At 64.1% G+C, this 18,335-nt stretch carries 11 protein-coding genes and 4 tRNA genes; 4 read left to right on the top strand and 11 right to left on the bottom strand.

Annotated elements, in window-relative coordinates; translation table 11 throughout:
- Positions 1-75: 75 nt before the first annotated feature.
- The 9 genes from G7Y50_RS08165 to G7Y50_RS08205 all read right to left on the bottom strand — a co-directional run bounded on the left by G7Y50_RS08165 (position 76) and on the right by G7Y50_RS08205 (position 10,212).
- Entirely contained in the window at positions 76-1,197 is a 1,122-nt protein-coding gene (locus G7Y50_RS08165; protein WP_165052686.1) for a transglutaminase family protein, read from the bottom strand.
- A 485-nt stretch (positions 1,198-1,682) separates the two neighbouring features.
- Positions 1,683-2,366, bottom strand: coding sequence for an alpha-E domain-containing protein (locus tag G7Y50_RS08170; RefSeq protein ID WP_165052689.1), 684 nt, complete (start codon positions 2,364-2,366; stop codon positions 1,683-1,685).
- Positions 2,348-3,661, bottom strand: coding sequence for a circularly permuted type 2 ATP-grasp protein (locus G7Y50_RS08175; RefSeq protein WP_165052692.1), 1,314 nt, complete (start codon positions 3,659-3,661; stop codon positions 2,348-2,350). Before G7Y50_RS08175 ends, G7Y50_RS08170 begins: the two co-directional genes overlap by 19 nt.
- A gap of 278 nt (positions 3,662-3,939) precedes the next feature.
- Positions 3,940-4,032: transfer RNA gene (locus tag G7Y50_RS08180), tRNA-Ser, on the bottom strand.
- Between the two features lie 137 nt (positions 4,033-4,169).
- Positions 4,170-4,261: transfer RNA gene (locus G7Y50_RS08185), tRNA-Ser, on the bottom strand.
- A gap of 78 nt (positions 4,262-4,339) precedes the next feature.
- Complete coding sequence (locus G7Y50_RS08190) at positions 4,340-5,140, bottom strand: ABC transporter ATP-binding protein (RefSeq protein ID WP_165052695.1); 801 nt, start codon at positions 5,138-5,140, stop codon at positions 4,340-4,342.
- Positions 5,141-5,147: 7 nt separating this feature from the next.
- The gene (locus tag G7Y50_RS08195; RefSeq protein ID WP_165052698.1) at positions 5,148-6,464 is read right to left on the bottom strand and encodes a peptidylprolyl isomerase; all 1,317 of its coding nucleotides are present in this window, start codon (positions 6,462-6,464) and stop codon (positions 5,148-5,150) included.
- A 330-nt stretch (positions 6,465-6,794) separates the two neighbouring features.
- Positions 6,795-8,606 carry a translational GTPase TypA gene (gene typA, locus G7Y50_RS08200; RefSeq protein ID WP_165052703.1) on the bottom strand — a complete coding sequence of 604 codons (1,812 nt, stop codon included), beginning with the start codon at positions 8,604-8,606 and terminating at the stop codon, positions 6,795-6,797.
- Between the two features lie 184 nt (positions 8,607-8,790).
- The gene (locus G7Y50_RS08205) at positions 8,791-10,212 is read right to left on the bottom strand and encodes a type II CAAX prenyl endopeptidase Rce1 family protein (RefSeq protein WP_165052706.1); all 1,422 of its coding nucleotides are present in this window, start codon (positions 10,210-10,212) and stop codon (positions 8,791-8,793) included.
- A gap of 348 nt (positions 10,213-10,560) precedes the next feature.
- Between G7Y50_RS08205 and G7Y50_RS08210 the strand changes: the two genes are divergently transcribed.
- The 4 genes from G7Y50_RS08210 to G7Y50_RS08225 all read left to right on the top strand — a co-directional run bounded on the left by G7Y50_RS08210 (position 10,561) and on the right by G7Y50_RS08225 (position 12,873).
- Positions 10,561-11,337 (top strand): TraX family protein, encoded by a 777-nt coding sequence (locus G7Y50_RS08210; RefSeq protein WP_165052709.1) that lies wholly within the window; start codon positions 10,561-10,563, stop codon positions 11,335-11,337.
- 286 nt (positions 11,338-11,623) lie between these two features.
- Positions 11,624-11,700: transfer RNA gene (locus G7Y50_RS08215), tRNA-Ile, on the top strand.
- A 117-nt stretch (positions 11,701-11,817) separates the two neighbouring features.
- Positions 11,818-11,893, top strand: a tRNA-Ala gene (locus tag G7Y50_RS08220).
- 479 nt (positions 11,894-12,372) lie between these two features.
- On the top strand, positions 12,373-12,873 hold the full coding sequence (locus G7Y50_RS08225; RefSeq protein ID WP_165052713.1) for a bifunctional nuclease family protein: 501 nt from the start codon (positions 12,373-12,375) through the stop codon (positions 12,871-12,873).
- A gap of 438 nt (positions 12,874-13,311) precedes the next feature.
- Here G7Y50_RS08225 and gyrA read toward each other — a convergent pair whose 3' ends face one another.
- Entirely contained in the window at positions 13,312-15,870 is a 2,559-nt protein-coding gene (gyrA, locus tag G7Y50_RS08230) for a DNA gyrase subunit A (RefSeq protein ID WP_255464141.1), read from the bottom strand.
- Between the two features lie 479 nt (positions 15,871-16,349).
- Positions 16,350-18,293, bottom strand: coding sequence for a DNA topoisomerase (ATP-hydrolyzing) subunit B (gene gyrB / locus G7Y50_RS08235; RefSeq protein ID WP_165052716.1), 1,944 nt, complete (start codon positions 18,291-18,293; stop codon positions 16,350-16,352).
- Positions 18,294-18,335: the final 42 nt, after the last annotated feature.

An 18,335-nucleotide genomic window follows, 5' to 3' on the forward strand; every position in this document is an offset into this window, starting at 1 on the left:
CGCCAAAAGCAGACCACGAGTAGAGAACACGCCGAGAAGGTGCTTGCTGCGAGCTCGCCTTCGAAAGGGCCTGCGCTACCCCGCCTTCGCCTCGGCGGCCACCGCTTCGGCGAGATGCGCCGTGGTCGCGTTCACCGCCGGCGCGTCGTCGCCGAGCGAGGCGGACACCTTCTGCGTCTGCTCGGCCTTCCCGCGGAACATCCCGCGCTCGATGGGGCAGTCTTCGAAGTCACGTCCCGTGGCGAAGAGCATGTAGCGGTCGTCCACCACGCAGTTGTGCGTGGGGTCGAGGCCGCGCCAGCGCTCGCCGTCGTGCACCTCGACCCACGCGTGCGTGGCGCCTTCGCCCACCATGAGGCCCGTGACGTAGCGCGCGGGAATCCCCAGCGCGCGGCACAGCGCGATGAGCACGTGGGCGTAGTCCTGGCACACGCCGCGCCCCGCCTCATACGCCTCCGCAGCCGTGGTGGTAGTGTCCGTCGCACCCGGCGCGTATTCGAAGGAATCGAACACGCGCGTGCACAGGCGCTGCGCGAGCGCCCAGGTGCTCGCATACCCCGCGTCTGCCGCGACGTCTTCTGGGGACACAGGCGCCGCGCCGACTTCGACAAGTGAACCTTCAATGACGTCCTTGCCCGGTAAGCCTGCCAAGTCATCCCTAGCGGATGTTTCTGCCGCGACTTCCTCATCAGGTGCTTTTGCGGCGACGTCCTCGTCAGGTGTGCCCGATGTTTCACGTGAAACATTTTCACGCGCCCACGTCGCTTCCGCACCCAGGGAGTCCTCCGCGATTGAAGCAGCGTACCTTTCCGCGTTACCCTTCGCGCTCCAGCCAGCTGCCTGCGATTCTTCCTTCGCCAGCGCGCGAAGCGCGTCACTCGGCATCGTCAGCTTCGTGGCCTGCAGAAACATCGGGTGTGCGGGCGTCGGGCCCGCGTCGTCGGGCTCCACCATGGCCAGTCCCGTGGCGTAGAAGTCGAAGGACTCGTGCGCGGAGGGGCAATACCCCACGACGATGCGGTTGCCGAAGCCGTCGATCTGCTCCGACAGCGGGATGCGCGGGCGCGTGAACACCTGCGACTCCATCACCTTCTGCGTGTTCGTCGACTTCGGCAGGCAGCGCAGCACGAAGCTGTGGTCAGTGACCGGCTCGCTGAACGCCAGCGACGTTTCGAAAACATATGAGAGCATCCTCATAGACGTTCCTCCAAATAACGCGCCCTCCCTCCTCTTTTCGGCGTGTTTTGCGAAACGCGTTTCGCAAAACGTCCCGAGGAAGGCCGCAACGAATCCCGTATCTCGCGCCCACGACCTGTAGGCTCGAACGGCCTGCGACGTACAGCTTCACGCGCTTCGCCGCACACTCACGCGCTTCGCCGCACACCCACGGCCTGCGACATGCAGCTCGCAGCTCGCAGCTCGCGCGACCGGCAGATCGCAACTCACCTCACGGCAGAGCCGCGCTGGTGCGCGTTGCAACAGCGCCCCGCGCTCACAACCAGCGCGCCCGCGCCCGCAGCATGCCGACCTGCGCTCACAACCCGCCCACAACCCGCTCACAACCCGCAACCGCAACCGCAGCATGCCTGCCTGCAGTTCGCGGCGCGCAACCCGCTCGCAACCCACGGCCCACGGCCCACGGCCCGCAGCCCGCAACCCGCAACCACGCTGCGCACATCCTCTCAGAACACGCGCGCGATCAGCTCGAGCATGCTCCCGAGTTCCTCGTACGTAACCTCCTCGGGAAAACGCGGTGAGAAGATCTTATCGATGAGCTCCTTGAACGCGTGGCGGTCGTACGAGATGCCGGTGCGGTCCACGCGCGTCGCGAGCTTCTGCGTCTCCTTCCGCAAGTCTCCCAGATGATAGTTCAGGCGCACGTACAGGTCCATGCGCTCGATCGACATGCCGCACTTGATGATGTTGCGCGCGGAGTCGTTCGCGATGTAGTCGTCGCACGAGCCCTTGAACGCCATGATCATGTCGATGACCGTCTGCAGGTCCAGAAGCGGCGTGGGCGACACCTCCGCACGCTCGATCTCGTTCAGCGCCATCTGCACGTAGGCGCACGACTCGGTGCCGATGACGTCGCGCAGCACCACCGCGTTGTCGTACGCCGCCGACATGGAGTAATGCGTCGAGGCGGTCAGCGTGCGGCTGAACAGGCACTCGTGAAAGAACTCCACCGGGTCGTCGTTGTCCTGATCGAAGCCGAGTTCCTCGAGCTGGCCCTTCCAGTTGCCCTCGGTCGAGTCGAGCGCGGCGTCATAGGTGGCCAGGATGAACTGCAGCGTGGTGGTGCAGCGCTCGACGTAGCGGCCCAGCCACAGCAGGCGGTTGACGCGTTCTAGCGAGAGAGTACCCATGTGTCCTTGAACCCTCCTCCTTGGGACGAATTGACGACGGAAGAGCCCTCCTGGCGGGCGTAGCGCGTGAGGCCGCTCGGCCACACGGCGGTCTTCTCGCCCGAGAGGACGAACGCGCGCAGGTCAGCCTTGCGCGGGACCATCTCGTGGTTGATCCACGTGGGCAGGCACTTGAAGTCGATGACCTCCTGCGCGATGAAGCGGCGCGGCTCGGCGCGCACGAAGTCCTTCAGCTCGGCGAGCTTCTCCGGCTCGAGCTCGCAGCCGAACACCACGCCGTACCCGCCGGCCTCCGCCACGTCCTTGATCACCAGGTTCTCGGCGTTCTCCATCACGTACGCCAGGTCGTCAGCGTAGTACGGCAGGTACGTGGGCGCGTTCTTCAGGATGGGCTTCTCGCCGAGATAGTATTCCACCATTTGCGGAACAAAATAGTAGATGCCCTTGTCGTCAGCCGCGCCGTTGCCGGGCGCGTTGATGATGGCCACGTTGCCCGCGCGGTATGCGCACATGAGGTTTGGCACGCCGATGAGGCTCTCGGGCAGGAAGCACAGCGGGTCGAGGTACTCGTCCGACAGGCGGCGGTACACCGCACCCACGCGCGCGTTGCGCGTCGAGTCGCGGTAGTACAGCACCTCGTCCTCCACGAACAGCTCGCTCGGCTCGGCGAGCACGGCGCCCATCTTCTCGGCCAGGTAGCTGTGCTCGAAGTACGCCGCGTTGTAGCGGCCGGGCGTGAGCACGACGTTGATGCCGCCGCGGTTCACGTTGTCCATCACGTCCTTCAGGCGGCTGCCGTAGTCGCGGTTGTCGACGAGCGGCACCTCGCGGAACGTGTCGGCGTCGCAGCGGCGGCACAGGTTGCGCGCGATGAGCGGATACGACGCGCCCGAGGGGATGCGCAGGTTATCCTCAAGCACGTACCATTCGCCGTCGTTGCCCTCCACCAGGTCGATGCCGGAGATGTGCGAGTAGATGCCCTCGGGCGGCATGGTGTTCTCGCACTGGGGGAGGTAGCCCGACGACGCGTAGGCGAAGTGCTCGGGCACGATGCCGTCGCGGATGATCTGCGCCTCGTTGTAGAGGTCGCGCAGGTAGGCGTTCAGCGCGTCGACGCGCTGGATCAACCCGCGCTCGAGGTGCTGCCACCGGTCAGCCTCGATGATGCGCGGCACGGCGTCGAAGGGGAACAGGCGCTCCTCGAACACGCCGCCTTTGTAGATACCGAACTTGACCCCGTACCGCGCAAGCTGCTGGTTGATCTTGTCGGTATGGCTCACTAACCTCGTGTACATGGCGCCCTCTTCTGAACCTAGCCGGTTCCAGCCCTCGTCTTGGGCACCGTCGGCGCTGAAGCAGCCCCTCAGCGCACACGCGGTGCATCATGCGAAGCCCGCGAGCGCGCAATCCCCGCCGCTGCGCTTCACCAAACCATTGTAAGCGAAACCGCGTTGCCAAGCCGTTACGCAGGCGAATTATCGCGCGGGAATGAGGGGAGAAAGAAGGGGCGGAGGCGGAATCAAAAGCGAAAGAGAACGAAAAAACGCCCCGTTGTCGAGGCGTTGGAAATTCGTGGCGGAGGAGGAGGGATTCGAACCCTCGTTACGCGGGTTACGCGTAAAACGGTTTTCGAGACCGCCGCATTCAACCACTCTGCCACCCCTCCGCATGGGGTGCGACGCCCGGGTTTTCTCAGGCGCCTGCGTGCAGAACGCGAAGTTCGCACGCCGCATCAATATAAGACGAAGCGCTCATCAAAATGTTTCACGTGAAACATCGGCGCGCGCTTCCCGTAATTTCAAATGGCGGAGAGATGGGGATTCGAACCCCAGATACGCTTTTGGCGCATACACGATTTCCAATCGTGCTCCTTCGGCCAGCTCGGACATCTCTCCGCGTACCTACAGCTGCACGGCTGATGCAGCGACTATGTATTTTAACTCAGAATTTTCCCTTGAACAAGGGGGGATTTTTCACTCGTAGCGGCTCACCAACGCATAGCAGCCGCCGGATTCCACCACCTCAAGCGGCACGTCGAACAGCGTGCTCATGCGCTCGCCCGTGAGCAGCTCGCGCTTGGTGCCGTCACCGAACACACGGCCGTCCTTTATCAGCACCAGCCGGTTGATCTCGGGAATGATGTCCTCGGGGTAGTGCGTCACCAGGATGATGGCGCGGCCGCCCTGCGCCAGCGCGCGCATGGTGCGGCGCACGTAGTACATGCCCTCGGGGTCGAGCCCGGTGCACGGCTCGTCAAGCACGAGCACGTCAGGGTCATGCACGAGCGAGCGCGCGATGAGCACGCGGCGCGCCTGCCCCGTCGAGAGCGTCATGATGTCGCGCGGCGCCAAGTCGGCGATGCCGAGCTTGTCCATGACGTCGTAGGCGCGTTGGCGCTGCTGCTCGGTCACGCTGAACCGCCGGGGGACGCCGAGCGCGCCGAACAGCCCGCCCACCACCACGTCGACGGCGGGAAGGTGAACGGTGATCTGGTCCTGCATGGTCGATGACACGATCCCCAGGCACGCGCGCACCTCTTCGAGCGTCGCCCGCTCGCGGCCGCGGAAGAGAACCGGCGGCTCATCGCGGTGCAGCGGGAACGCCTCGCGCGTGATCAGGCTTATGAGCGTCGACTTGCCCGAGCCGTTCGGGCCCAAAAGCGCTACCGACTCGCCTTCGGGCAGCACGAGCGACTCGACCGACAGAATGTCACGAGCTGCGCGACGCACCACCGCGTCGCGCAGCTCGAGGAAGGGAGGAGCAGGGTTGTTCATGGAGGGGCTACGACTCCGCAGGCTGGGAGGATGCGCTCGCGGAAGAGCTCGCGGCGGCGTCGGCCGCCGCGTCGCCAGCCTCCCCAGCGTCGGCGGCGGCGTCGGCTGAGCCCGCGGCAGCGGCCCCAGCGTCGCCGCCCGCAGCCTCACCCTCGCCCGCAGCAGCCTCGGCACCGTCAGCCGTGTCAGTTCCCTGGGCGTCGGCGCCCGAGCCGTCGCCAGCGGCGTCAGCGGCATCCGAGCCGTCCGAGCTCGCCTCCGCGTCCGAGCTGCCCTCGGTCTCGTACTTGCTCATGTCGACGTCGTACGGCAGGCCCTCGGGCATGTCGTTGATCACCACGTCAGACGCGTCGCGCTTCTCCTTCAGCCACGCGTCGAGCGCCTCGCTCTTCTCGGAATCCGCCGCGTACGTGCGCACGCGCTCGATGAACTCAGCCGGCAGCTGGTTGACGTCGGTCAGCTCCTCAGGCGCCGTGAACACCTCGGTGCACTTGATGATGTGGATGCCGTAGTCGGTGGTGACCAAGCCGCTCACCTGGTTGACCTCGAGGCCGTCGAGTGCCTCCTGGTACTCGGTCACGAACGTGGTGAGCTTGTCCCAGCCCACGTTGCCGCCGTCGGCCGCCGAGCTGTCCTTGGAGTACTGCTGCGCCGCCGCGGCGAAGTCGAGCGTTCCGGCGTTGATCTCGTCGAGCACCTGCTGCGCGGTGGCTTCGTCACCTGCCTCGAACAGGATGTGCGACGACTTCTTCGCGCCGTTGTAGGAGGTGGAGAACATCTTACCGTAGGTCAGCATGCTCTCGTCGGACGGGTTCTCGACCGCGAACGAGTCGGTCACGCCCTGGTACAGCAGCGAGAAGCGGATGTTGTCGCGGTAGGTGTCCTCGGTGAGGTTCTTCGACTTGAGGGCTTCCTGCCACTTCTCGTCATCGGCGTAGTTCGAGCGCGTCTTCTCGAAGCCCTCCTCGACCTGGGCGTCGTCAACCGTTACGCCGCGCTCCTCGGCGAACTGGCGGATGAGCTCCTGCCCGATGAACCCGTCGATGAAGGACTCGCGCATCTTCTCGGGCGTGCTGCCGGACTGCGCGAGGTACTTGCCCCACGCGTCCTCGGTGTCAAGCGAGTTCGCCGCGCGCTGATTCTCGATCATGATGGTCACGTCGTCTTCCGCGATCTCGACGCCGTTGACGGTGGCGGCCACGCCTCCCGTGAGCTTCACGCCGTTCGCGCTCGTCGACTCCATCGCGCAACCCGCAAGGCCCCACACGCACGCCGCTGCCAACCCCGCCGCGAGCAAGCTCTTCGCAAAAGACATCTTCTTCATGCTTGTTCCTCCCGAGAACACGGGACCATCGTCAAGCCCCGTGGTAGTTTCGGCGTGTATTTTCGCATACGGACAATGACGTGGGAGAACGCGCACAATATGACCACTTTCGTTCCACACGCGACGAATACTCGCCGCGGGGCGTCAGCAGCGAACAGCGGACGGCGGACGGCGAAAAGGCCCCTCGGCTTGCTTGCCTGAGGGGCCTTTGGCGAAACGCGTTTCAAAAAACCGCCCGAAGGGGATGCGCGGCAGGGCGGATGCGCGAGATGCGGGAAGCGGGGTGGGCCGCCGCGCGCAGGCGTCCGCCGCGCGCGGGCGGGGGCGCCCTTACTTCTTCGCAGCCTTCTTGCGGTCGGTCGCCGACAGCAGGCGCTTGCGCAGGCGGATGCTCTTCGGCGTGATCTCCACGAGCTCGTCGTCCTCGATGTACTCGAGCGCCTCCTCGAGCGTGAAGGTCACCGGCGGCGTGAGCTGGATGGCCTTGTCCGCGGTGCTCGAGCGCTGGTTGCCCAGGTTCTTCGTCTTCTCCACGTTGACCACCATGTCGGAGTCCTTCGCCGACTCGCCGACGATCATGCCCTCGTAGCACTCGTCGCCCGGGCCCACGAACAGTCGACCGCGCTCCTGGAGCGTATCAAGCGCATACGCCACCGCCTTGCCCGTCGACATGGCGATCATGCCGCCGTTCTTGCGGCCCGCCATCTCGCCCGAGTAGGGGCCGTACTCCTTGAAGTGGTGGAACAGCACCGCTTCGCCGTGGGTGGCGTTGAGGATGCGCGTCTTGAGGCCCATGGTGCCGCGCGACGGGATGCGGAAGGTGAGGTGCGTGATGGCCTCGTCGGACGCCATGTCCTCCATGATGCCGCCGGCGGTGCCCATGACCTCGATGGCCTTGCCCGCGTAGTCGTTCGGCACGTCGACGGTGGCCTCCTCGATCGGCTCGAGCTTGTTGCCGTGCTCGTCGACCTTGTACACCACCTGCGGGCGCCCCACCTGGAACTCGAAGCCCTCGCGGCGCATCGTCTCCATGAGGACGGACAGGTGCAGCACGCCACGGCCTGCCACCTCGATGCCGGTCTTGTCCTCGGTCTCGCGGATGCGCATGGAGATGTTGCTCTCCTTCTCGCGCAGCAGGCGCTCCTTCAGCTGGCGGCCGCCGACGATCTCGCCCTCGCGGCCCACGAGCGGGCTGGTGGACGCCTCGAACACGACGGCCATCGTGGGCTCCTCGACGGCGATGGGCTCCATGGCCACGGGGTTCTCGGGGTTGGTGATGATGTCGCCGATGTCGGCGTCCTCGATGCCGATGACGGCCACGATGTCGCCGGCGTGCGCCTCGGGGACCTCGACTTTGCCCAGGTTTTCGAACGTGTACACCTTGCGGATCTGCGCGGTATAGTCCTCGCCGTCAGCCTTCACCACGAGCACCTGCTCCTTCTCGTGTAGCGTGCCGCTGTGCAGGCGCCCCACGCCGATGCGCCCCTCGTAGCTGCTGTGGTCGACGGTGCAGACCTGCAGGGCCACCGGGCCGTCGGCGTCGACGTCAGGCGCAGGGATCTCCTTGAGGATCATGTCGAGCAGCGGAACCATGTCCATGTTGCCATCGCCGGGCTCGAGGCGCGCGTAGCCGTTCACAGCCGAGGCGTACACCACGGGGAAGTCGAGCTGCTCGTCCGACGCGCCGAGCTCGACCATCAGGTCGAACACCTTGTCGACGGCGCCCTCGGGGTCGGCGTTCGGGCGGTCGATCTTGTTCACGACCACCACGATGCGCAGGCCGCGCTCGAGCGCGTGGGACAGGACGAAGCGCGTCTGCGGCTTGGGCCCCTCGTACGCGTCGACGATGAGCAGCGCGCCGTCGGCCATGTTGAGCACGCGCTCCACCTCGCCGCCGAAATCGGCGTGGCCCGGCGTGTCGATGACGTTGATCTTCACGTCCTTGTACGTGATCGAGATGTTCTTGGACAAGATGGTGATGCCGCGCTCGCGCTCCTGGTCGTTGGAGTCGAGCACGCGCTCGGCCACCTGCTGGTTCTCGCGGAACACGTGCGAGGCCCACAGCAGGCGGTCGACCAGGGTGGTCTTGCCGTGGTCGACGTGCGCGATGATGGCGACGTTGCGAATGTTCTCCTGCTTCATGTTGCTTCTTCCCTCTTCTTGATATGCTCGGCAGCCTCGTGAGTGACAACCGCATCTTGCGCGCACGTTGCGCAAACCTCGCGCTTTGGCCTCACGCCTTTGGCGAAACTTTGGCGAATTTCACCCGCGCATCTCTGCGCGCGCTGCGCAAAACCCTCGCGGTATCTCACACGGTGCTGCTTTTTTACTGATGGAAACTGCTGTATGGTACCACTTCGCGTGCGAGCCATCGCGCGCTTTTGACGCTCGGCGGCAATAACAGCGCGATTGTCAGCGCCAACATCGCAAGGTCACCACAATTCCCCGTGAGGTAGGTGGCGGGGACGGCCCCCGTCGCAACCAGCAAGGGACCCAGGTAGAGCACGTTGAAGGCAGCGTGGATCATCACGGGCTGTTTGATCGATCCTGCTTCCAAAAACACTGCCGCCATGCAGAAGCCGAAGAGTCCCGCCTGGAGCGCCTTGAGGAGAGCCTGCACAGCGAGGATGACAGCGGGAGGAAGAGCTGCGAAGAGGAGGGCTGACGAAGGAGAGAAAAGGCTGCTGGCAGAGGCGTACGGGCTGTCTGCAGGAACACACCCGGCAAGAGCGCACGAGCTGTCAGCAAGAGCGTACCCGACAGAGGTGCACGAGCTGCCGGAAAAAGCGCACCCGACAAGATCACAAGGGCTGCCGGTAAGAGCGTACCCGGCAGAAGCGTACGAGCTGTCTGCCGGAGCATACCCAGCAGAAGAGCTGAAAGCATCTCCGGCAAGAACAGCTTGCGAAAAGAAGCTGCCATCCGAAGATCCCGATGCGTGCAGAATGCCGAAGACGAGCGCGCTGAACACAGCCGCAACGAGCACGGGGTTAGCACGCCAACCTTTGCCCTTGGACTGTTTCACGCGTTCTCTTTCAGACCGTTTTCCGAACTCCTCCTCCAACTTATTCTCTGATTTACTTCTAGCCGCCCTCCCTTCAGTTTCCCTTCTGAACTCTCCCTCCGGGTCTTCCCCGAACCCCCTCTCGGTCTTTTCCTCAGAACGCACGCGCGTAATCACGCAGGGAATCACGATCCCCCGGAACAGACCCTCTTCGAATACAGCCGTCGCCGCGCAGAGCAGCAGAACCAAGGCGCAGCGCGCCACAAGATCCGTTGCGCTTAGCGAGAGAATCCCGCCCGCAGCGCCGCCTGCCATGCTCCACGCTCCTCCAATAGCTGCAGCCAGCAGGAGCAACGCATAATGTTTCACGTGAAACATTCGGTGAGGCTCCGAGCGAAGGTCAGGATCTCCCAAAGCTTGCGAGTTCGATGAGCACTCGCCAAGACCAGCAGGAGTCATCTCATCCGACAAACAGCCGTCAGACTTTACAAGAGACAGCTCAGGGGAGTTCCCTCTCCTCTCATCAGGAGTTTGCGCGCCCGGAAGGCGACCACCCAGCCTGCCGAGAGACTGCGGCACGAGCAGCCGTATCAGCAGCATGACCACAGCGGCGGCAAATGCAGTGCTCACTACCTGTGCAGCCAAGTCGCTTCCGCGCACAACCCCCGAGCAGACACCTGCCAACACGAACGCGCCCGCCATGGTGACAAGCGGGTACCGCATGTATGCGTCTCTGAGCTTCATGGGTAAAGTATAATCTCCCCAACTCCCCCGGCGTGTTTCGCGAAACGCACTTCGCAAAACACGCCAGAGTGATGAAGGAAGGCTCAACTCACCGTGCCAACCGGCCCCTCCAACATATCGAGCGCGCCCAATGCAACCAACGCGCCCGGACCCGTCGCTCTGCCCGACGCAGAGCCCGCTGCGCCTTCCGCCACATCACCCATCACATCACCCGGAACGCCGTCTGACGCACCCCCCGACGCGCCCGCAAGCTCCCCGCCTGCTACCTCATCCGTCACGTTGCCTGACACAGAGCCCGCCGCACCATCTGACACAGCGCCCGCCGCACCATCCCGCACAATAGGCAGCATGTCACCCCGTCCGACCACCGGCTTACGCCCGGATGTGTCCGCATTCACCCTCAAGGTAGCCGCCATCATCGGTATGACCTGCAACCATGTGGCGAACGTGTTCTCGGGCGCTTTTGCGGGATATGACTTATGGGGCGCCCCCGCGCTCCTGATCCTCTACGCACTCGGAGGCATGACCTTCCCCGTCATGGCATTTCTCGTGTCGGAGGGATACGCGCGCACCTCGAACATGCGACGCTACGCCAAGCGGCTTCTCGCGTTCGCCCTCATATCGCAAGTCCCCTTCTCACTGTTGTGGGGCCTTGAGGGGAACGTTATGTTCACGCTTCTCGCCGGCCTGGGTATCCTCTACGCGCGCGACCACTGCAAAAGCCCCGGCGCGTTCGCCGCCTGCTTCTGTCTCGCGCTCGGCATCAGCGCCTTCTGCGACTGGCCCGTGATCGGCCCGCTCATGATCTTCCTCTTTCACGAGCTCAGGAGCCAAGGAGCGCGCGGCATCATGCTGACCATGCTCGTCCCCTTCGCCTCGACGGGCATCCCCGCCCTTGCGAACATCCTGACGGGAGGCGCGCTCCCCTCTTATTCGCTCGCAGGTACGACAGCCCTGTTCACCTCCTGGTGCGAACTCGGCTACGCCTGCGTCGGGATCCTCTTCGCCGCCACCTTCATCACCCGCTACCAGGGCCGTCGCGGCCGACCCCTCAAATGGTTCTTCTACGCCTACTACCCTGCGCACCTTTTGGTGATAGCGGCGGCAGCCCACCTGATCCTGTAGCCATTCTCAGCAAGAATAACCCCCCAACCGCAACAACGCCGGCCGTCCTTCGTCTCTCAGGCGAAGACACCTGCAGTCCTCAACCGGGTCGTTTCCTTAAAGCACCAACAACGTCCGCGATGCTTAGGGTTGCGGCAACTGCGGAAAGCCAAGGTTCTCCGCCCAGATTCGGTTCCAATTCGCCAGATTCGTCCATATCTAGCCGAGCGGATAATTTTAAAAAAGTTAAAATTACTTCTTGCAGCGCGCGCCAAATCAGGTGTATGATATTTAAGCACTTTTTCAAGGGCCCGTAGCTCAGTTGGTTAGAGCGCACGCCTGATAAGCGTGAGGTCGCTGGTTCAAATCCATTCGGGCCCACCATTTTTGCGATAAACGCTCCACCGTGAGCCGAGTTAGCCGGTGGAGCGTTTATTAATGTCTGGGCGCTTTTCACAGAATGTTTCACGTGAAACATCAAGAAGAAGTGCTTGGTGACATGGGGCATTAGCTCAGCTGGGAGAGCGCGGGCTTTGCAAGCCTGAGGTCAGGGGTTCGATCCCCCTATGCTCCACCACTAAAACCGCAGGTCAGAAGCAATTTCTGGCCTGCTTTTTTGTTGGCGGGATATTGGCTGCCAACTTCCAACCAACATTCTGCCAACATCACTTTCATCCATCATGGGCGAATTGCATTCCCCTTCGAAGGGACGGCTCTTCCTTTCCTGCCAAAGCCCACCATGCAAAGCTCACGCGCGCCCTTCGAAACGAGAGTGCTTCCATCTTACTGAATCTCACCACGCAAAACACACCTGCATCCCTTGAAGCGTGGGTGTCCTCGTCTTCCGGGTTGCGTTCACCCGTGCCCTTCGAGATGCGGAATGCGGCGCACTTCCCGCGCAACATGAATCCCTGGATCTACCCAGATAAACACGAACACAGGGGCCGGTCATCCCTTAGGGTGGCCGTCGTCTGGGTTCGTCGCGCACCGAGGTCGGCCGCTGTTTTCCCATCAGCTAAGATTAGGGAAACACGCTCATGCCGGCAGGAGGATTCCATGGTTCCACTTCACGTGCTCACGCTCATCGTCACGGGCCCCGCACAGCCCTCCGTGCTCGTGCTCGAGCCCGTGGAGGACTCGCCCGCGGGGAAGTCGCGCATCGTGCCCATCTGGATCGGCGTGACCGAGGCGTCCCAGCTCGGCGTGGCCATTGAGCACGTGAGGCTGCCCCGACCCATGACGCACGACCTGTTCCTCGACGCCATGACCAACCTTGACGCGCGCGTCGACCACGTGGTGATCAATCAGGTGAAGGGGCAGACCTTCTTCGCACAGCTCATTCTGCGCCAAGGCGCGCGGCTGATCGCGCTTGACGCGCGCCCCACCGACGCGCTCGCACTCGCGCTGCGCCAGGAGGCGCCGTTCTACATAGAGGAAGACGTGCTGGAGAAGGCGTCGTTTCCCTACCTCTTCAAGGAGAACAAGGACGAGGAGAGCGAGCTGCAGGAGTTCCGCACCTTCCTCGAGGGCATCGCTCCGGACGATTTTGCAGGTTAGGACTTGCAAAACACGCCGAAAAGGGGGGAGCGAAGGGAGCAGGGAAGAGAGAGGGGGGAGTGTTTCACGTGAAACACTCCCCCCGTGCGCGTGCTGACGATCACAGCTCGCGGCTCACTTGGCACAGGCGTGTTAGAGCACGCAGACTGCGAGTCGCCGCCCGCTCACAAACCCCGCAGCCGGCAGCTCACGACCTGCAGCTCGTCACTCGCCTGCAACTCACCCGCAACCCGCGCCGCACAGCGCGCCGTAGCTGCCGCAACCCGCGCCGCACGGCACGCCGTATCTGCCCGCAACTCGCAAAGCGCAGCGCGCTGCAACCGCGCGCGACCCGCAAAACACAGCACGCCACAACTGCCCGCGACCCGTACAGCACGCCGCAGCTGCGCGGAGCGCGCCGTTGCGGCGCAGCGACGCACGGCGCGCCGCGCAGCAGCCCTACTCGGCGTCGATGTCGTCTTCGCTGACTTCGCCGTGCTCGATCAGGCCCATCTGCCCGCCGTCTTCGCCGGCGCCGTCCTTGACGACCCTCTTCTTGCCGCCTGTCGAGGAGATGGCCACAGCCGTCACGCGGTCCTTGTCCTGGATCTTCATCACGCACACGCCCTGCGTCGAGCGCCCCAGCTCGGAGATGCCCTTAACCGGGGTGCGCACGACCACGCCTTCCTCGGAGATGATCATGATCTCGTCGTCGGGGCCGACGATCTTCATCACCGACAGCAAGCCCTTCTTCTGCGTCATGGTGATGGTGTACACGCCCTGCCCGCCGCGATGGTGCTCGGGGTACTCCTCGATCGGCGTGCGCTTGCCGAAGCCCTTCTCGGTGATGACGAACAGGTCCGTGCCGGGCTTGGCGATCTCCATGCCGAGGACATGCGCGTCAGCCGGCACGTTCATGCCGCGGACGCCCATGGTGTCGCGGCCCATGGCGCGCACCTCGTCCTCTTTCCACAAGATGGCCTTGCCGGCGCTCGACACCATGATGACCTTCTCGCCTTCCGCCACGCGGTGCACGGCGATCAGCTCGTCGTCGTCCTTCAGGTTGATGGCGATCAGCCCGTCGCGACGCGTGCGGTCGTACTGGTTCATGGAGGTCTTCTTCACCATGCCCTGCGCCGTGGCGAACATGAGGTACTCGTTCTCGGGGAAGTCCTTCGTGGCGATGACCGCCGAGATCGTCTCGCCTTTCGCCAGCGGCAGCAGGTTCACGATGGCCGTGCCGCGCGCGTGGCGCGACGCCTCGGGGATGTCGTACACCTTGAGGCGGTACACCTTGCCCGCCGTGGAGAAGAACAGCATGTAGGAATGCGTCGACGCCACGAACAGGTGCTCTACGAAGTCGGAGTCCTTGAGGTTCACCGCCTGCATGCCCTTGCCGCCGCGCTTCTGCTGGCGGTACGTGCTTACCGGGAGGCGCTTGATGTAGCCGGCCTTCGTCATGGTGACGACCATGGACTCGTCGGCAATCAGGTCCTCCACCTCGATGTCCTTCGCCTCGCCCGTGATCCTGGTGCGGCGCGGGGTGGCGTACTTGCGCTTGATCTCGAGCAGCTCGTCGCGGATGATCCCGCGCACGAGCGCCTCGTCCTGCAGCACGCGCTTGTAGTACGCGATCTTCTCGCGCAGGTCAGCCAGCTCCTGCTCGATCTTGGTGCGCTCGAGGCCGGTGAGGCGGCGCAGGCGCATCTCGAGGATGGCGTCGGTCTGGCGCTTCGTGAGGCCGAAGCGCTCGGTCAGGCGCGCGGCGGCCTCCTTGTCGGTCTCGGACGAGCGGATGATGTGGATGACCTCGTCGATGTTGTCGAGCGCGATGATATAGCCTTCGAGGATGTGGGCGCGCTCCTCAGCCTTCGCCAGCTCGTAGCGCGTGCGGCGCACGATGACGTCCTTCTGGTGCTCGATGTAGTAGAACAGGATCTCTTTGAGCGAGAGGACGCGCGGCGCGCCGTCGACGAGCGCCAGCATGTTGCAGCCGAAGCCCACCTGCAGCTGCGTGTGCTTGTACAGCTTGTTGAGCACCACCTGCGGGATGGCGTTGGCCTTCAGGTCGATGATGATGTCGATGCCGCGGCGGTCGGCGGCGTCGTGGATGTTCGAGATCTCGGGCAGCTTCTTGTCGCGCACGAGCTCGCCGAGCTTCTCGAGCAGGCGCTTGCGGTTGACCTGGTACGGGATCTCCTTCACCACGATGGACGAGCGCCCGTTCTTCTTCTCCTCGATGGTGCACTTCGCGCGCACCGTGAGGCCGCCGTGGCCCGTCTCGTACGCGTCGAGGATGCCCTTCTTGCCCATGATCAGGCCGCCTGTGGGGAAGTCGGGGCCGGGGAGCACCTGCATGATCTCCTCGGTGGTCACGTCCGGATTCTCCAGCATCAGGCACGTGGCGTCGATCGTCTCGCCGAGGTTGTGCGGCGGGATGTTGGTGGCCATGCCCACGGCGATGCCGTTCGAGCCATTGACCAGCAGGTTCGGGAAGCGCGCGGGCAGCACCTTCGGCTCTTGGAGGCTCTCGTCGTAGTTCGGCATGAAGTCGACGGTCTCTTTGTCGAGGTCGCGCAGGAGCTCCATGGCGGGTTTGTCGAGGCGCGCCTCGGTGTAGCGCATGGCGGCTGCGGAGTCGCCGTCGATGGAGCCGAAGTTGCCGTGGCCGTCGATCAGGGGCAGGCGCATGGAGAACGGCTGGGCGAGGCGCACCATGGTGTCGTACACCGCCACGTCGCCGTGGGGGTGGTACTTGCCGATGACGTCGCCGACCGTGCGCGCCGACTTCATGTGCGGCTTGCTCGGCAGATAGCCTGACTCGTTCATGGCGTACAGAATGCGGCGGTGGACCGGCTTGAGGCCGTCGCGCACGTCAGGCAGCGCGCGGGCCACGATGACGCTCATGGAGTACTCGAGGAACGACGCCTGCATCTCCTTGCCCAGGTAGGCGGAGCGGACGATGGTGCCCTCGCCTCCGTTCGCGCCCTCGATGACGGCGCCGTGGGGGTTCGGCATGTCCACGAGCATCGACTTCGCGCGCTCTTCTTCGGAGACGAAGCCGTCGATTGGCGAAGCTTTGCGGGAGGCGTCTTCGTAGAGCTCTTCTTCGTAGGAGGCGCCGTCGTTCAGCAGGGCGTTGTTTAGCAGGCCGTCGTTCGGCGAACCCTCACCTGGCAGATCCTCACCGGGCAAGCCTTCGTGGGACAGGCCCTCGTTTTCTTCAGTCATATGTCTCCTTTCGGACATATTTCTTCACACTCAAATGCGTTTTGCGAAACGCGTTTCGCAAAATCGCCCGAAACGGTGCGGAGCGGAGCGGCGGGCAGTTGCAACCAGCCGGCAACCGCTCACGTTCCCGCAGCGCAGTTGCAGCTAGCCGGCAGTTGCTTACGTGCCCGCGGTGCGATGCGACCGACAGTTGCGAAACCCGCCCTACAGCGTCAGCGACACGACGCCGGCGGCTGCCGACAACCTCCGCCCTTCCGCGCGACCTCCTAGATGTCGAGGAAGCGCACGTCGCGGGCGTGCTTCTGGATGAACTCCTTGCGCGGCTCAACCTGGTCGCCCATGAGCTCGCTCACCACGCGCTCGGCTTCGGCGGCGTCGTCGATGTTCACCTGCAGAAGCGTACGGCTCTGCGGCTCCATGGTGGTCTCCCACAGCTGCTCGGGATCCATCTCGCCGAGGCCCTTGTAGCGCTGCACGTCGTACTTCTCGGCGCCGCCCATCTCGGCGAGCACCTCGGACAGCGCGCTCTCGTCGTAGATGTAGCGCTCGATCTTGGTGGTGCGCGAGTTCTTCTTCTTCACGCCGAAGATCGGGGGCTGGGCGATGTAGATGTAGCCGAGGTTGATGAGCTCGGGCATGTAGCGGTAGAAGAACGTGAGCAGCAGGATGCGGATGTGCGCACCGTCAACGTCGGCATCGGTCATGATGATGATGCGGTGGTAGCGCGCCTTCTCGGCGTCGAAGTCGTCGCCGATGTTCGTTCCGATGGCCGTGATGAGCGACGAGATCGTGTCCGAGGAGAGCGAACGGTGCAGGCCCGCGCGCTCCACGTTGAGGATCTTGCCGCGCAAAGGCAGGATGGCCTGCGTCTTGCGGTCGCGCGCCTGCTTCGCGGAGCCGCCTGCGGAGTCGCCCTCGACGATGAATATCTCAGACTGGGCGGCGTCCTTCGAGGAGCAGTCGGCCAGCTTGCCGGGCAGCGCGAACGAGTCGAGCACGTTCTTGCGGCGCGTCATCTCGCGCGCCTTGCGAGCGGCCTCGCGCGCCTTGAGCGCCTGGGTGGCCTTGCCCACGATGCGCTTCGCGGGCGTGGGGTTCTCCTCGAGGTACTCGGCCAGTCCGCGCGTCACGGCGTTCTGCACGAGCGGGCGGATCTCGGTGTTGCCGAGCTTCGTCTTGGTCTGGCCCTCGAACTGCGGGTCGTGCAGCTTCACCGAAATGATGGCCGCGAGGCCCTCGCGCGCGTCCTCGCCCGAAAGGTTCGCGTCCTTCTCCTTGAGCAGGCCCTTGTTGCGCGCGTACTCGTTGATGGTGCGCGTGATGGCCTGCTTGAAGCCGTCGAGGTGCGTGCCGCCCTCGTGCGTGTTGATGTTGTTGGCGAACGCCATGACCGAGTTGCTCGAGTACGAGGTCGACCACTGGAGCGCCACCTCGACGGTGCCGTCCTCGTTCTCCGCCTCGAAGTAGACGGGCTTGTTGAGCGTCTCGCGGCCCTCGTTCAGGTACTTGACGAAGTCGACGATGCCGCCTTGCGCCTGGAACACCTCGGTGCGCGGGTTGCCCTCGGCGTCGGTAACACGCTCGTCGTGCAGGATGATCTTGAGGCCCTTGTTCAGGAAGGCCATCTCGCGGAAGCGGTTGGCCAGGGTGTCGTAGTCGAAGATGGTGGTCTCGGTGAAGATCGCGGGATCGGGCCAGAAGGTGGTCTTGGTGCCCGTGCCCTTCGCGGGGCCGAGCTTCTTCAGCTTCTCGACCGTCTTGCCGTGGTCAAACGCGATCTTGTACTCGCTGCCGTCGCGCTTGACGAACACTTCCACGCGCGTGGACAGGGCGTTCACCACCGAGACGCCCACGCCGTGCAGGCCGCCCGACACCTTGTAGCCCTCGCCGCCGAACTTGCCGCCGGCGTGGAGGATGGTCAGGACCACCTCGACGGTGGGGATCTTCTCCTTCGGGTGCTTGTCTACGGGGATGCCGCGGCCGTTGTCGGCGACGGTGATCGAGTTGTCAGCGTGGATCCACACTTCTATCTTGTCGCAGTAGCCCGCGAGCGCCTCGTCGACCGAGTTGTCCACGACCTCGTACACCAGATGATGCAGGCCGCGCGGGCCCGTCGAGCCGATGTACATGCCAGGGCGCTTGCGAACTGCCTCCAAGCCCTCGAGGACTTGGATGTCGGAACCGTCGTAATGATCTGGTTTTGCTGCCAATTGACACGCTCCTTTTGTCGCAAAACATGAAAGACGCGCCCA

It is taken from the genome of Adlercreutzia sp. ZJ176, assembly GCF_011038975.1.
Lineage (GTDB): Bacteria > Actinomycetota > Coriobacteriia > Coriobacteriales > Eggerthellaceae > CAAEEV01.

Bases quoted from the DNA above. Each gene is read 5' to 3' on its own strand.
- G7Y50_RS08175 (WP_165052692.1), bottom strand. From the start codon at position 3,661: ATGTACACGAGGTTAGTGAGCCATACCGACAAGATCAACCAGCAGCTT.
- G7Y50_RS08170 (WP_165052689.1), bottom strand. From the start codon at position 2,366: ATGGGTACTCTCTCGCTAGAACGCGTCAACCGCCTGCTGTGGCTGGGC.
- G7Y50_RS08165 (WP_165052686.1), bottom strand. From the start codon at position 1,197: ATGAGGATGCTCTCATATGTTTTCGAAACGTCGCTGGCGTTCAGCGAG.
- gyrA (WP_255464141.1), bottom strand. From the start codon at position 15,870: ATGCCGAACCCCCACGGCGCCGTCATCGAGGGCGCGAACGGAGGCGAG.
- G7Y50_RS08210 (WP_165052709.1), top strand. From the start codon at position 10,561: ATGTCACCCCGTCCGACCACCGGCTTACGCCCGGATGTGTCCGCATTC.
- G7Y50_RS08205 (WP_165052706.1), bottom strand. From the start codon at position 10,212: ATGAAGCTCAGAGACGCATACATGCGGTACCCGCTTGTCACCATGGCG.
- G7Y50_RS08195 (WP_165052698.1), bottom strand. From the start codon at position 6,464: ATGAAGAAGATGTCTTTTGCGAAGAGCTTGCTCGCGGCGGGGTTGGCA.
- G7Y50_RS08190 (WP_165052695.1), bottom strand. From the start codon at position 5,140: ATGAACAACCCTGCTCCTCCCTTCCTCGAGCTGCGCGACGCGGTGGTG.
- typA (WP_165052703.1), bottom strand. From the start codon at position 8,606: ATGAAGCAGGAGAACATTCGCAACGTCGCCATCATCGCGCACGTCGAC.
- G7Y50_RS08225 (WP_165052713.1), top strand. From the start codon at position 12,373: ATGGTTCCACTTCACGTGCTCACGCTCATCGTCACGGGCCCCGCACAG.